The sequence below is a fragment of the Pedobacter sp. SYSU D00535 genome (genome assembly GCF_017355855.1).
GTDB lineage: Bacteria > Bacteroidota > Bacteroidia > Sphingobacteriales > Sphingobacteriaceae > Desertivirga.
This window is the reverse complement of the sequence record NZ_JAFEWD010000001.1, coordinates 500,366-514,665: the sequence shown is the minus strand read 5'-3', so window position 1 is coordinate 514,665 and position 14,300 is coordinate 500,366. Positions and strand designations below refer to the sequence as shown.

Sequence of the window (14,300 nt, the reverse complement as noted above, 5' to 3'; positions counted from 1 at the left end):
GGGAATAATTTCGATTTCATATGCAAAAAAACTGGTGGAAGATTTTAGCCTCAGTTCTCATCCTTTACTCCATAATTGCAGGTTTTCTTTTAGACGTTCCGGAGCTACCTATTCTGCATGAAAGTATCCGAAATCTTTACTTTCATGTACCCATGTGGTTTACCATGATCATCTTGTATTTGGTATCGGTAATCTATAGCATAAAATACTTGGGGTCCGCAAATGAAAATGATGATCTTCTTTCGGTAGAATGTGTAAATGCGGGGGTTATCTTTGGTTTTCTTGGTTTGATTACAGGAATGCTCTGGGCTAACTATACATGGGGAGAGCCGTGGCCGAATGATCCTAAGTTGAACAGCTCTGCTATCGCTACCTTGATGTATCTGGCTTATCTCGTTCTTAGAAACTCGCTGGAAGAGGAACAAAAGCGAGCAAAAATATCAGCCATATATAACATTTTCGCGTTTCCCGTAATGATTGTATTACTGTTTATTCTTCCTAGAATGACAGACTCCCTGCATCCTGGTAACGGAGGTAATCCCGGCTTTAGCTCCTACGATCTCGACAGTCGTATGCGACTCGTTTTCTACCCCGCAGTTCTGGGCTGGATTTTATTGGGAGTATGGATAGCGACTTTGCGTTATCGCATTCGTAGACTGGAAAACAAACAACTTAATTAAAACAGATGAGAAATATTTTAGTTACTGCAATTGTACTGCTGCTTTCGGTATTTAACTCGTTTGCACAATCAGCAGATGGTGTTGAAATGGCCGAGGCTCTGCGCAGCTCAGGCAAAATTTATGTGGTAGTTGCAGTGCTGGCAGCGATTCTACTTGTCCTTGTGTTTTATCTTTTCTCAATCGACAGAAGGGTAAAAAAATTAGAGAACCAGGATTAGGAAAATCAGTATACAGAGGTATGTTGGAGATATCGTGTATACTTGTACACGCGGTATCGCACATTCATCTTGCATTCTTCGCTAAGATGTCTTAGATAAACCTAATTGTTTTACTATGGCAGATAATAAAATTGCTCCTAATGCCAATGGCTTTTTCGATGACGTGTGTGCTTTCTTCGACCATGCGGCACAGTTTACCAATCATTCTCCCGGTCTTCTTGATCAAATTAAAGCATGTAACAGCGTATACCACTTTCAGTTTCCCATCAGGAAGCAAAACGGGGTAGAGGTAATCCATGCATGGAGGGTAGAGCACTCGCAGCACATGTCGCCAACCAAGGGCGGAATCAGGTATAGTGAGATGGTAAACCAGGACGAGGTAATGGCCCTGGCTGCTCTAATGACTTATAAATGCGCTATTGTTAACGTCCCTTTCGGTGGTGCAAAAGGTGGGATTAAGATAAACCCGAAAAACTACTCGCTGACAGAGCTCGAAAATATCACTCGGCGTTACACGGTTGAGTTGATCAAGAAAAATTTTATTGGCCCGGCAATAGACGTTCCGGCACCCGACTATGGTTCCGGCGAACGAGAAATGAGCTGGATTGCTGACACCTATAATACAATGAATCCGGGACAGCTGGATGCCTTGGGATGTGTTACAGGAAAACCACTTGCCCTGCACGGTATTGCTGGCCGCAAGGAAGCAACAGGCCGTGGAGTTGCCATTGCCACCAGGGAGTGCTTAAATGTTGCGGAAGATATGCATGCCATTGGCCTTAGCCCCGGATTAGCCGGGAAAAGAGTAATAGTGCAGGGGCTTGGAAATGTGGGCTACCATTCTGCTAAGTATCTTGCTGAATTCGGAGCTTCAATTGTAGGGATTTGTGAATATGAGGGAGCGATATACAATCCGGATGGACTGGATGTAGAGGAAGTTGTAAAACATCGAAAGGAAACCGGGTCTATTTTAGGCTTTCAGGGTGCCAAGGAGGAATTCAAAGTTTCAGCTATCGGTCTGGAGCAAGATTGTGATATCCTGGTTCCAGCAGCACTGGAAAATCAGATAACTCTCCATAACGTCGACCGAATTAAAGCAAAGGTTATTGCAGAAGGTGCTAATGGCCCCACTTCTCCTGAAGCGGGAGAGGCATTTACCAGGAAGGGCGGCATTATCATTCCTGACATGTATTGCAATGCAGGAGGTGTAACGGTTTCTTATTTTGAATGGCTTAAAAACTTATACCATGTAGCCTTTGGCAGGATGGATAAGCGTTATGAAGAAACTTCAAACAGAAACCTAATCAGTATGATTGAGAAGATGACGGGTACTGACTTAACTCCAGAGCAACGAAGCATGGTGATTAAAGGCCCCACGGAACTTGAACTTGTTAACTCTGGTTTGGAAGAAACCATGATCCGCTCTTACCACGAAATTCGTGAAATAAAGTTACGCAACAGCAAGATCGAAGATTTGAGAACGGCGGCCTTTGTCGGCTCAATAGACAAAATCGCCATATCTTACATGAATTTGGGTATTTGGCCTTAGGGAAAAGTAAGAGCTATGAATGCAGCTTGGCTTCATAGCTCTTATACTTTATAAGCCACCTAGATGTGGATGAATGTCGGAAGATTCAAACTGCAAATGTTCCTCAGAGTAGCCCGTCTCGTGTGTAACGGGACTAATATTCCCAATTTCGGCGATAAAAATGTCAGGCGTATTCAGTTTGCTCTTATTCGCTTGTAACGACTTCAACGCAACCTTTCCAATCACGTACTTGAAATCCTTTGAATAGTATCTTTCCGAAATCTCTTCAAAGTTCAATTCGTCTATAAAGGCCTCTTCGGAGTATCTGAGGTAAATATTTATTACGTAATCATCCGATTGTTCAAAGCCCTTTTTCTGATGGTATTTTTTATACTCATACTTATAATCATAACGAAGGGCAGCGATATCTGAAAGAACAGCCGACCCCGTCGGATGCCCGCCGGCACCCTTACCAAAAAAGAACTGCTGATCAGCAAAGGCTGCCTGGACAATTACTCCGTTATATTCGTTCTCCACATTATATAAGAAGTCGTCATTTCTTAAAAGCTTCGGTAAAACGTATAGTACTACTTGTTTCTCTTTAAATTCCAGAACGGTTGGAACCAGTTTGATTTTAAAGTTCTTCTCTCTTGCAAACTTTATATCTGCTACCGAAAGATTTTGGATACCAATATTCAACACTTTTTCTGGTTCCGTGATGACTCCATATGCGTGTGAAGTAGCAATTACCAGTTTAAACTTCGCATCATATCCGCCTACGTCTAAGGTAGGATCGGTCTCGGCAAACCCCAGATCCTGCGCTTGTTTTAATGCCACGTTGTAATCCAGATTCTCATTGAATACTTTGGAAAGAATAAAGTTGGATGATCCATTGAAGATACCTCTTACGGAATAAAGCAACTCGTTGTCATAGTATTCCTCCAGATTTCTAATAATGGGAATACTTCCGCACACAGCTCCTTCGTACAGTAAGGATGTTCCTGTGGCTTCTTGCAAGGCAACCAACTCTTCCAAGTGCTCGGCGATCATTTTTTTATTGGCCGAAACAACGTTTTTCCCGTTTTTCAAAGCCGTCGTTACTATTTCGTAAGCTGCGTCGGCATCGTTAATTAGTTCTACTACGGTGTTAATCTCTGGATCGTTTAAAATAATATCCCGATTCGTAGTGAACAGTTCAGCGGGAAGAGGTCGAAGCTTTTCAGGATGTTTTATCGCAATTTTTCGTATTTCAAGGTTTAAATCTTTAGTACGAATAATGTCATACAGACCCTGGCCCACCACGCCAAAGCCGAATAACCCAAGTGTTAGTTTTTTACTCATTTACGCCGTTTTATGTAGTTGAATTAGGTCCGTGTCATGGTTGTTTAAGAACTCTGAGATTACTGTTGTTAGCGTCTCAGTCTCAATTAGAAAACCATCGTGCCCAAAAAATGAATTAATTTCTGAATAGATAGCGCCCTCAATATGCTCGGCTAGAAAACGCTGCTCGCTAGGCGGAAATAATAAATCCGACTCGATTCCAATCACCAAAGTTTGGGCCTTGATTTTTCTCAGCGCTTCCCTCACTGTACCTCTGCCTCTTCCTACGTTATGGCTGTCCATCGCTTTACTCAGATACCAATAACTATAGGCGTTAAAGCGTTTGATCAATTTTTCGCCCTGGTAGTTCTGATAGGAGCAGGCCTTAAAGTCATCAATTTTATCATTGCTTACTTCTTGCTGGGAAATAGCGTAAGTGTTGTAGTTCCGGTAGGAGAGCAAGGCTAAACTCCGAGCCGCCTTCAGACCGTTTTTTCCACCCTCAGGGGTATTGTTAAAAAAGCTCGGGTCGCTTGCAATCGCAAGGCGTTGACTTTCATTAAAGGCGATCCCCCAGGAGGAGTGAATAGCGTTAGTGGCAATCAAAATTAAGTTTTTTATTCTCTCAGGATCAATGATCGCCCACTCCATCGCTTGCTGTCCTCCTAAAGAACCTCCAATAAGTGTGTCGATTCTTTCAATTTCAAGATGGTCAGCCAAGATCTTCTGAACATTGGCCATATCACGAATATTAAAAGAAGGGAATTCAAGATAATAAGGTTCTCCGGTTCCGGCATTGGTGTTTAAAGGGCAGGAGGTCCCGTAATGAGAACCGAGGATATTAGGACAAATAATGAAGTAATCCAGAGGATTGAACAACTCGTTACTTCCAAATAAACCCTTCCACCAGTCGAATACATCAGAGTTTGCAGTAAGAGCATGAGATACCCAAATTACGTTGTTTTTTTGCTCATTTAGCTTGCCCCAGGTATTGTACGCAATCTGAAGTTCTTCAAGTTGCCGTCCGTTTTCCAACTTGAAAGGTTTATTATGCTTGTAAATATCAAAGTTCATTTTCGTGCTATCCAGATCGAATTGTTATAAAAGATGGTTTGATTGAAAAGTCGGCGTCTCCCGGCTATTATTTCTTTTAAAGAGAGTATTAAAAATACTGTGGCAACATTGATGCAGCCGGGCAAACAGACGTTAGAAAGGAAAGCAAACGAAGCGGTTGCAGAAAGAATGGTAACCCCTGAACGGGATAAAAAATAAAAAATCTTCTATTCATGGTTTTTTTCAATTTATATTTTTCCCGAGAGCGATCGGGAACAGGATTTGGCACCTTTTCCAGGAATATCCTGGTTAGGTTGTCAGCGGGTCGTTGAGCCTGATCTCTCACCGCTTCTTTATAAATCAAAACCTTTTAAGGGCGTTGACGCAATTGACAGCGTTATATCAATTGCGTCAAATATAGATTTTTTTCTAAAAAGCTCAAAAAGGGATAGAAAATACCTTTTACTAGCCAATTGCTTGTTGTAGATCGTCGATTAAGTCGTCCACAGCTTCAAGTCCCACCGATAACCTTAGCAGATTTTTAGGGGTTTTTGATGCTGGTCCTTCTACCGAGGCCCGGTGTTCCAACAAGCTTTCTACCCCCCCGAGGCTCGTGGCTTGCGTAAATATCTCCATCGCGTTAGCAACTTTTCTTGCTGCGGCTTCTCCTTCCGCTAGTGTAAACGATAGCATCCCTCCGAAATCGCTCATTTGCTCCCTGGCAACATTATGTAGTGGATGTGATTCAAGTCCGGGGTAAAATACCTTTTCCACTTTTGGGTGTCGCTGAAGAAATAATGCAATCTCCCTCGCATTTGCCGCGTGGCCTCTCATTCGGTAGGGTAACGTTTTAATCCCTCGAACTGTCATATAGCAATCAAAAGGGGAGGGAACAGCACCAGATAAACTTTGGATATTTCGTACCTGCGCCCACAATGCACTTGCTTCGGCGGCAATCATTGCACCTCCTAGAATATCGCTGTGACCTCCAAAATACTTGGTGGAAGAGTACATGACGAAATCCGCGCCTAGCTCCAGCGGGCGTTGAAATATAGGGCTGGCAAAAGTGTTATCACAACAAACTTTAATGCCGTGCGTACTCGCTATCTCACAAATAGCCCTAATGTCCGCCACTTTTAGTAAGGGGTTGGAGGGAGTTTCAATCCATATTAGCTTCGTGGTGTGGGGCTTTATTGCTGCTTTTATAGCTTCCAAATCCGATAAATCGATGTAATCCACATCAAGGATGTTTGGAAAAACCTGATTAATCAGTGCTTTCAAGCCGTGATACATATCATCAGCTGCTATCACGTGGGAGCCGGGCTCTAGCGACTGAAACAGGGCGGCTCCTGCTGCATTTCCTGAAGCGAAAGCACAAGCATCAAATCCTCCTTCTAGCTTCGCAAGAACATTCTCCAGTGATTGTCTGTTCGGATTATCAGCCCGGCTATAAACAAAGCCTCCAGGGTAATTTCCGTCTTCATCCCTCTGAAAGGTGGTGGAGAGTGTAAGGGGTTGGATCACCGCCTTTGTAGTGGGATCAATTTTATTTCCGGCATGGATGGCAATTGTTTCTAGCTTCATAGCTCAATATTAAGATTCTCGACAGGTTTAATCAACACAAGGTCATTCGAAAGCGAGCATTGTTACAACAAAATGATAGTGCGAATTCTGCCTTTATTGTATTTTTGCAGCAATGGATGCTGAACATACACTGAACACACTCCTCACAGATAAAAATCTCAATTCAAGTTTAAAACAAATAGTAGAGAAAGTAGGTGCCGGAGAACGAATAAATTTTGAAGAAGGCGTCCTTCTGTACGAGAAGGGGGAGCTCGGTTTTGTCGGTGCACTTGCTAATTTTATCCGCGAAAAGCGTCACGGGGATAAAACGTATTTCAACCGAAACTTCCATATCGAGCCTACTAATTTGTGTGTTTACGACTGTAAGTTCTGTTCGTATTCCAGACTCATCAAGCAGCGCGAAGAAGGTTGGGAGCTTTCTTTGGAGGAGATGCTGGATATCGTTAAAAAGTATGATGAGCAGCCGGTGACAGAAGTTCATATAGTAGGAGGGGTGCTACCTCAGTACGATCTGGCCTTTTACTCAGAGCTTTTTAGGAAAATACACGAACATCGGCCAGAACTTCATGTAAAAGCATTAACGCCAGTCGAGTATCATTATATTTTCAAAAAAGCCAAGGTGGATTATGCTACAGGAATGAGATTAATGAAAGAGGCAGGCTTGGATTCAATTCCGGGCGGTGGAGCGGAAATTTTTCATCCTGAAGTTCGCGATCAGATAGCGAAGGATAAATGTACAGGTGAACAGTGGCTCGCGATCCATGAGGAATGGCACAAGCTGGGCATGAGGTCGAATGCAACCATGCTCTACGGGCATATCGAACAATATTGGCACCGGGTTGATCATATGGAGCAGCTGCGCCAGTTGCAGGACAAGACAGGCGGGTTTCAAACGTTTATTCCCCTAAAATTTCGTCATGAGAATAACCAGATGTCTCATGTGCCGGAAGTTTCCGTTATTGAAGACCTTCGAAACTATGCTATTTCTCGCATCTACTTAGACAACTTCGACCATATTAAGGCCTATTGGGCAATGATTAGCAGGAGCACAGCTCAACTGTCGTTAAACTTTGGAGTAGACGACATTGATGGGACTTTGGACGATACCACTAAGATCTATTCTATGGCGGGAGCTGAAGAACAAACCCCCGCTATGAGTACCCGAGAATTAGTGGAACTGATAAAGCAGGTGGGCCGTCACCCAATAGAAAGAGATACGCTCTATAATGTTATTACTGACTACAATAACGTTGAGTTCGACAATAAGGAACAAGCTCGTTTCTACAAATTACCAGTCATTAATTAAAAACAAAAGCAGCATTACGGCATTTAAAAGGGCGTATGGAGAAATTTATTTATTTAATTCGTCACGGAGAAACAGATCTCAATAAACGTGGTGTAATGCAGGGAAGGGGAATGGACACGGATCTGAATGAAACCGGACGCCAACAGGCGGAGGCGTTCTACCAGGCTTACAAAGACGTTCCTTTTGATAAAATTTATACTTCCACTTTAAAGCGGACTCATCAAACGGTTCAGCGCTTTATAGCTGATGGAATTCCCTGGACTCAATATGCTGGTTTGGACGAGCTGGCTTGGGGAATTTACGAAGGTCAGGAAAGCACAGAGGATGTTAAAATTGTGTTTGATAATTTGATGAAAAGCTGGTCGGCGGGCGACCTTCATCTAAAGTTCGAAAGGGGAGAAAGTCCGCTCGATGTTCATAAACGACAGCTTGAGGTCCTGGAGAAACTTATCGAGCAGAATGATGCTAAAAATATTCTAGTATGTATGCACGGTCGCGCTATGCGTTTGTTCTTGTGCTTGCTGATGAATCTGCCTCTGTACGAGATGGATCGTTTTCCACATAAAAATACTACTCTTTACAAATTAAAATACGACGGTGAGAAATTCGAAATACTCGAGTTTAACAACACCGATCATCTAACATCTTATTGTGCGCAGGATTAGAGTTTCCGCTGTATCTTATACTAATACATTACCTTTCGTTTACGGATTAAAACACTCGGGAATCCTCGATTGCATAGATCTTAGTTTAGATATTCCATCAGTTTGTGCTAAAAAACTGATTAATGATGAGGCGGATATTGGACTGGTGCCGGTAGCCGCTCTATTGCAAATTCCGGATCATCACATCGTTTCCGACTTCTGCATTGGGGCATCAGGCCCAGTAAACTCTGTGTTTATTTTTAGCACCAAACCCATTCAATCCGTGCAGCAGTTTCGGCTGGATAGCCATTCACGTACTTCTAATGGTTTAGCACGTGTTCTCTTAAAACATTACTGGAAACTGAACCCTGAGATAGTAGCAGAAGGCGGAGACGCGTTTGTGGAAATTGGAGACCGAACATTTGGGAAAAAGGATCAGTATCCGTTCGTGTATGATTTAGCAGAGGAATGGCTGAAGTTTACCGGACTTCCGTTTGCATTCGCCGTCTGGACTGCTAACAAAGCTGTTGATCAGAATTTCCTTGAAAGATTTAACGAAGCATTAAAGTTTGGGCTGGAGAATCGACAGGAAGTGTTAAAAGAATTACCGGTTAGAACGGACTTCGATCTTGAAGATTATCTTTTGCACAAAATCGATTATTCGCTGAATCAGAAAAAAAAGGAAGCGTTAAACAAGTTCTTAGATTATCTGAGAGCTGTTTAATGCTTTTTCATAATCAAGAGTTTAGCAGTCGAACTCTTAGCTCAAAATGTTATACAAAACTTTGTCTTATAATTAATATTATGTTAAATAGAGTTGCGTGGACTTTCTAGTTTCTCTCCTTCTCATCCTCCTAAAACCATTTTTTATCCGGTATGTTGCTTAACATATAACACTTTCATTATGGCAACTACTTATCCGGAGAACTATACCAAGCAATTGCAGCGTCTCGAGGCGCTCTTAAACGACAGTTACAAAACATACCAGCACGCGATTGACCACGTGCAATCTGCCGACCTCAAAGAACTTTTACGTAGCGTTGCAACAGAGCGCGAATCTATATTGGCGGAACTAAAAAGCAGGATAAGATCTATGGGCGGAGATCCTGAACACGACGAAACTGGTTTTTTAGCAACCCTGCAACGTGGTTGGCAAGGAATCAAGGCTGCAGCTGCAGGAAGTGGAGATCAAGGTGTTCTAGATAGCTGCAGGAGTTCAGACGTTGAGGTGCTGAATGGATATGACGATGTATTACAAGGCACAATCCTTGAAGACACGGAACTGAAGACTTTTCTTGCTTCCCAACGGTTAACCATCAACAATGCTTTAATAGAGCTCGATGCGAGATATTTCAAATTGTTCAAGTCTGATCCTTCGTTTTAAGTGATATGAGATCGATCTGGAAAGGTTCTATTGGTTTTGGCTTGGTAAACATTCCGATTAAACTCTATTCGGCAGTACAAAGCAGTTCACTTGGCCTTGATATGCTTGACGGGCGGGACCAATCAAGGATCAGATACCAGCGAATCAACGAAAAAACAAGAAAAGAAGTCCCCTATGACCAAATTGTGAAGGGCTACCCTATCAATGATGGTTACGTCATTCTGGAGGATAAAGACTTTGAGGATGCAAGCCCCGAGAAGAGCAAGATGATTGAGATCGAGAATTTTGTTGAGATGGTGGAGGTAAATCCTATGTTTTACGAAACTTCCTATTATGCGGAGCCGGAGACTCAGGGAAGGAAGGCCTATGCCCTACTTCATAAAGCCCTGCAAAAATCCAAGAAGGCTGGATTAGGCCGATTTGTACTTCGTACGAGCGAAAATCTTTGCATTCTCCATCCTGTAGATAAGGTAATTGTGGTCTCTAAAATTCGTTTTGCAGAAGAAATCAGATCAGCAGAAGAAATACTCACTCCTGACAATGTGGAAGTTAGTAAAAAGGAGTTGGATATGGGGCTTGCGCTTATTAATCAGTATAGCAGCAAGTTTGAAATAGAGAAGTTCAAGGATGAATATCATCATGAACTGTTGAAAATCATCGAGGCGAAAGCCAAAGGTAAACGACCTACCATTAAGAAACTTAAACCGAAAAAAGCCACCGACGACAACTTGTATGATATGCTCATGCAGAGTTTGGATTCGTCTAGAAAAGGAGCTTAAATGGGTTTAAAAGTATATAAGGAAAAGCGAAATTTTAAGGAAACTTCAGAGCCTGAGGGAAATGAAAGAGACTCATCGGGGAAGTTGAGGTTCGTAGTGCAGCGTCATCATGCCTCTCATCTTCATTACGATCTTAGATTGGAAATGGAGGGTGTTTTAAAAAGCTGGGCTGTACCGAAGGGGCCTTCCCTCAATCCTAAAGATAAACGCTTGGCAATGATGGTGGAGGATCACCCCTACGACTATCGTACTTTCGAGGGCGTAATTCCGGAAGGAAACTATGGGGCTGGCGTTGTTACAATTTTTGACGAAGGGACCTATGAATCTCTAGAAGGAAAAGACGACGAAAAAGAGCTAAAGAAGGGGCTGTATAGCGGCAATCTCAAGTTCAAGCTGCACGGAAAGATCTTAAATGGCGAGTTTGCTCTGGTTAAGTTGAAAGGAAGCGAAGACAATTCCTGGCTTCTCATAAAACACCGGGATCAATTTGCCGTTGACGCCAAATTCAGTGCAGAAGATCTCGTGCCGGAAAAAATCAAAAAACAGGGCAAGGATCGTAAGAAACTTGCTAAAGTTGCAAAAAAACCTTTAACCCCCTCTCCTGCCGCTGATGATAATACACCCGAAAATACTCAGGCAGAAACAGGCGAGTTGGACTTGGAGTCGTTAAAGCCGATGCTGGCAAAGCTTTCTTCAGATGTATTTGACGACCCAGACTGGGTATACGAAAAAAAACTGGACGGTTATCGCGCCCTGGCCTTTACTGGTGATGGTGTGAGATTGATCTCTAGGAACGGGCTCGATTTTACCTCGAAATACGCCGCTGTGACTGAGATCTTAGCTAAAATTGAAAACCAGGCTGTATTAGACGGAGAGCTGGTAGCAGAGGATAGTTCAGGGCGAGCCCTTTTTCAGGAAATTCAGAACTACAGGGCGTCAAACAAAAAGATTAAGCTGAAGTATTATGTGTTTGATCTGCTGGCGTTGAATGGTCACGACGTGAGGTCGCTAGAGCTGGTAAAGCGGAAAGAGCTGCTTAAAGCGCTGATCGCACGTCTAAAAAGTGATACCGTGGTGTATAATGAACATGTTTTCGGAGAGGGTAAAAAGCTTTTTGAAGAAGCGGAAAAAAATAAATGGGAAGGCATTATCGCAAAAAGTGCAACCAGCAGATATGAAAGTGATCGTCGATCTGACAAGTGGTTGAAGTTTAAAGTTGTTAGCTCTCAGGAGGCGATTATTCTAGGGTACTCTAAACCTGCGGGGAGTAGAAAATATTTTGGTTCTCTGGTTCTGGGCTTGCATGAAGGAAAGGAGCTTAAGTACATCGGTAATTGTGGGACAGGATTCACGGAACAAACCTTAAAGGATGTTTTTGATCACATGACCCAGCGACTTGCTAGCCGAAAGCCAGTTTCGGAAAAAGTACCCGGTGAAAAGAACATTACCTGGATCCATCCTGATTTGGTTTGTGAAGTCAACTTTAGTGAATGGACCGGTGACCGTCATCTTCGGCACCCGGTCTTCAAGGGATTAAGATTCGATAAAACGGCTGGAGAAGTAAAACAGGAAGGTCCAGTAGTGACCGAAGAAGATTCAGAAAACATGGTTCAGACAGAGACAAAACAAAAAGACTTTCCAGATGAGACGGAAGAGTCTTTCGGCAAGAAGAAACTTAAGCTGACCAATCTAAACAAGCTTTATTGGAAAAAAGAAGGTATCAAGAAGGGGCAATTACTCGAGTACTATCGGGACGTTTCTGATTACATCCTTCCCTACCTGAAGGACCGGCCACTTTCCTTGAACCGTCATCCTAATGGTATAGATGCGCCCAACTTCTTTCAAAAAGATCTGGATACAGAAAAAATACCGGATTGGATTAGCTATCAGACCATTTACTCCGAAAGCGTAAATAAGGAAATTGACTACCTGATTTGCAACAATCTTCCCACGCTTCTCTGGATGGTGAATTTAGGCTGCATAGAGATAAATCCCTGGTTGAGCACTTGCAAGAAGCCCGACCATCCGACGTTTGCTGTAATGGATCTCGATCCGAATGATGTAGATGATTTTACAGAAGTTGTTCGTGTGGCGCTCACTACGAAAGAGATATTGGATCAAATGGGCGTCCGGGCCTTCATCAAGACTTCCGGCTCCCGCGGCCTGCATATCTTTATTCACCTGGGAGGGAAATACGACTATGAATTGGTGAAGAACTTCGTACAGTACCTTGGACAGCTGGTACTACAGCAACATCCTGATACCACAAGTCTCGAAAGGAGTCCTTCGAAGAGGAAAAAGAAGATTTACCTCGACTTTCTTCAGAATAGAAAGGGCCAAACTATTGCCGCCCCCTACTCTGCCCGCCCGAAAATAGGTGCTACGGTTTCAACACCTCTAGATTGGGATGAGGTAAATGAGGAGCTTGACATCAAGCAGTTTACTATATTTAATACAATGGATCGTCTTAAGGAAAAAGGCGATTTGTGGCAGGACATTACCAAAGAAAAAACCGATTTGAAAGCTGCTCTAAAAAGATTAGCCTGATTTGCTAAAAGTACTTAAAACAAAAAGCCGGAAGATCAATCAGATTTCCGGCTTTTCGTTATGCACGCAGGTGCTTATTGCAGCGCTTTGATTTTTGCATCTATTTCTGCTGCTTTTGCAGAGTTATTTTTGATCATGTAGTACTGCTTCAAGTTTTGCAGTGCTAAATTTGATTTTGGATTAATTTGGCTTGCTTTCTCCAGGTACGGTAGCGCCCGGTCAAATTCAGCAACCGCTTGTTTTCTCAACGCATTGAACTCAGTAGTTTTACTAGCAGGAAGCTTATTGGCTTTGTTGTAAGTATCGATACCGTTATTCATGATTAATCCACCTAGATTGATGTAGGCATCTCCGAAGTTTGGATCGATAGAAATTGCTTTTTGATAAGCCTCCTCTGCCTTTTTGTAATCCTTCACAGAATTGTAGGCAATACCCAAATAGAACGGATACAGCTTGTTTCCTGGTTCTTTTGCAGCTTGAGCCTCAATTTTGCTGATGGTTTCCTTGTATTTTCCAGAATTAAGACCTAACTCAATTTCTCTTTTTACAAGATTGGAGTTTGCTGGAAACTTAGCCGAGGCCGCAGATAAAGTCCGCATAGCGTTTGCAGTATCCTTATTAGCGGCGTAGGATTCCGCTAGGTTGATATAAACGTCTTCCAGGAATGAGTAGTTTTGATCCAGGATTGACGAATAACTTTCAATTGCGCCAGCGAAGTTACCTGCATTTTGTGCAGAAGCTCCGGCATAGTACGCAATGATGGTATCTTTTGGGATGTATTTCAAACCACTATTAAAAGCGGTATATGCATTCGCCCAGTTTTTTGCTTTAAAGTTCTGCAATCCTTTTCCTCTTTCATAGTAGCCTAAAAGAGTATTTGCCCTAGCTATATTGGCTTTGTTAGCGCCATCTTTGTCAAGTGAAACTGCTTTCTGAACCGCATTGGCAGCTTCAGCTATCTTGTCATCCGATTTAAAAGCAGTATCCGCTAGAGCAAGATCAGCGTAAATCAGCGCTTTGTATGTCCAGGCTGTTGGATCATTTAGTGTTTTCTCGTGAACTACGGCTTTATCAACAGCCTCTTTCGCAGCTTTTATCGCGGGTTCAGCCAACTTTGGGGAAGCAGCTTTCATTGCTGCATACTTCTCGTACTCTGTTTTTGCAGTGTTCACTGCTCCTTTCTGTGCGAATGCCGGAGCGGAAGCACCCATCACAGCAATAGCGACAATTAAAGACTTAATTTTCATCCTATTATTC

Annotated in this window: 13 protein-coding genes and 1 riboswitch; of the genes, 9 read left to right on the top strand and 4 right to left on the bottom strand. The window is 42.8% G+C overall.

Annotated features, from left to right (window positions below):
- Positions 1–20: 20 nt before the first annotated feature.
- The 3 genes from ccsA (at position 21) to J4N23_RS01980 (ending at position 2,447) form a co-directional block, all read left to right on the top strand.
- On the top strand, positions 21–680 hold the full coding sequence (ccsA, locus tag J4N23_RS01990; protein WP_207425331.1) for a cytochrome c biogenesis protein CcsA: 660 nt from the start codon (positions 21–23) through the stop codon (positions 678–680).
- Positions 681–685: 5 nt separating this feature from the next.
- Positions 686–898, top strand: coding sequence for a CcmD family protein (locus J4N23_RS01985; protein ID WP_207425330.1), 213 nt, complete (start codon positions 686–688; stop codon positions 896–898).
- Between the two features lie 115 nt (positions 899–1,013).
- On the top strand, positions 1,014–2,447 hold the full coding sequence (locus tag J4N23_RS01980) for a Glu/Leu/Phe/Val dehydrogenase (RefSeq protein ID WP_207425329.1): 1,434 nt from the start codon (positions 1,014–1,016) through the stop codon (positions 2,445–2,447).
- A 48-nt stretch (positions 2,448–2,495) separates the two neighbouring features.
- Here J4N23_RS01980 and J4N23_RS01975 read toward each other — a convergent pair whose 3' ends face one another.
- The 3 genes from J4N23_RS01975 to J4N23_RS01965 form a co-directional block, all read right to left on the bottom strand.
- The gene (locus J4N23_RS01975) at positions 2,496–3,767 is read right to left on the bottom strand and encodes a homoserine dehydrogenase (protein WP_207425328.1); all 1,272 of its coding nucleotides are present in this window, start codon (positions 3,765–3,767) and stop codon (positions 2,496–2,498) included.
- On the bottom strand, positions 3,768–4,820 hold the full coding sequence (gene metX / locus J4N23_RS01970) for a homoserine O-acetyltransferase (RefSeq protein WP_207425327.1): 1,053 nt from the start codon (positions 4,818–4,820) through the stop codon (positions 3,768–3,770). It lies immediately after the preceding gene.
- Positions 4,821–5,044: 224 nt separating this feature from the next.
- A riboswitch (SAM riboswitch) is annotated at positions 5,045–5,161 on the bottom strand.
- A 103-nt stretch (positions 5,162–5,264) separates the two neighbouring features.
- Positions 5,265–6,383: a PLP-dependent aspartate aminotransferase family protein gene (locus tag J4N23_RS01965; protein ID WP_207425326.1), complete on the bottom strand. Its 1,119-nt coding sequence runs from the start codon at positions 6,381–6,383 to the stop codon at positions 5,265–5,267.
- Positions 6,384–6,495: 112 nt separating this feature from the next.
- Here J4N23_RS01965 and mqnE point away from each other — a divergent pair, with 112 nt between their 5' ends.
- From mqnE to ligD, 6 genes are all read left to right on the top strand, one after another.
- Positions 6,496–7,689, top strand: coding sequence for an aminofutalosine synthase MqnE (mqnE, locus tag J4N23_RS01960; protein WP_207425325.1), 1,194 nt, complete (start codon positions 6,496–6,498; stop codon positions 7,687–7,689).
- Between the two features lie 35 nt (positions 7,690–7,724).
- Positions 7,725–8,354, top strand: a complete 630-nt coding sequence (locus J4N23_RS01955; protein ID WP_207425324.1) for a histidine phosphatase family protein — start codon at positions 7,725–7,727, stop codon at positions 8,352–8,354.
- Complete coding sequence (locus tag J4N23_RS01950; protein WP_207425323.1) at positions 8,341–9,057, top strand: menaquinone biosynthesis protein; 717 nt, start codon at positions 8,341–8,343, stop codon at positions 9,055–9,057. The genes J4N23_RS01955 and J4N23_RS01950 overlap by 14 nt, the downstream gene beginning before the upstream one ends.
- 180 nt (positions 9,058–9,237) lie before the next feature.
- Positions 9,238–9,717 (top strand): PA2169 family four-helix-bundle protein, encoded by a 480-nt coding sequence (locus J4N23_RS01945; RefSeq protein ID WP_207425322.1) that lies wholly within the window; start codon positions 9,238–9,240, stop codon positions 9,715–9,717.
- Positions 9,718–9,722: 5 nt separating this feature from the next.
- Positions 9,723–10,496, top strand: a complete 774-nt coding sequence (locus J4N23_RS01940; RefSeq protein ID WP_207425321.1) for a Ku protein — start codon at positions 9,723–9,725, stop codon at positions 10,494–10,496.
- Positions 10,497–13,043 (top strand): DNA ligase D, encoded by a 2,547-nt coding sequence (gene ligD / locus J4N23_RS01935; protein ID WP_207425320.1) that lies wholly within the window; start codon positions 10,497–10,499, stop codon positions 13,041–13,043.
- Positions 13,044–13,117: 74 nt separating this feature from the next.
- On the opposite strand, the gene J4N23_RS01930 is transcribed toward ligD, so the two are convergent.
- Positions 13,118–14,290 (bottom strand): lipopolysaccharide assembly protein LapB, encoded by a 1,173-nt coding sequence (locus J4N23_RS01930; protein ID WP_207425319.1) that lies wholly within the window; start codon positions 14,288–14,290, stop codon positions 13,118–13,120.
- Positions 14,291–14,300 lie beyond the last annotated feature (10 nt).

Coding starts and splice junctions, on each gene's coding strand:
- ccsA (WP_207425331.1), top strand. CDS start 21: ATGCAAAAAAACTGGTGGAAGATTTTAGCCTCAGTTCTCATCCTTTAC.
- J4N23_RS01985 (WP_207425330.1), top strand. CDS start 686: ATGAGAAATATTTTAGTTACTGCAATTGTACTGCTGCTTTCGGTATTT.
- J4N23_RS01980 (WP_207425329.1), top strand. CDS start 1,014: ATGGCAGATAATAAAATTGCTCCTAATGCCAATGGCTTTTTCGATGAC.
- J4N23_RS01975 (WP_207425328.1), bottom strand. CDS start 3,767: ATGAGTAAAAAACTAACACTTGGGTTATTCGGCTTTGGCGTGGTGGGC.
- metX (WP_207425327.1), bottom strand. CDS start 4,820: ATGAACTTTGATATTTACAAGCATAATAAACCTTTCAAGTTGGAAAAC.
- J4N23_RS01965 (WP_207425326.1), bottom strand. CDS start 6,383: ATGAAGCTAGAAACAATTGCCATCCATGCCGGAAATAAAATTGATCCC.
- mqnE (WP_207425325.1), top strand. CDS start 6,496: ATGGATGCTGAACATACACTGAACACACTCCTCACAGATAAAAATCTC.
- J4N23_RS01955 (WP_207425324.1), top strand. CDS start 7,725: ATGGAGAAATTTATTTATTTAATTCGTCACGGAGAAACAGATCTCAAT.
- J4N23_RS01945 (WP_207425322.1), top strand. CDS start 9,238: ATGGCAACTACTTATCCGGAGAACTATACCAAGCAATTGCAGCGTCTC.
- J4N23_RS01940 (WP_207425321.1), top strand. CDS start 9,723: ATGAGATCGATCTGGAAAGGTTCTATTGGTTTTGGCTTGGTAAACATT.
- ligD (WP_207425320.1), top strand. CDS start 10,497: ATGGGTTTAAAAGTATATAAGGAAAAGCGAAATTTTAAGGAAACTTCA.
- J4N23_RS01930 (WP_207425319.1), bottom strand. CDS start 14,290: ATGAAAATTAAGTCTTTAATTGTCGCTATTGCTGTGATGGGTGCTTCC.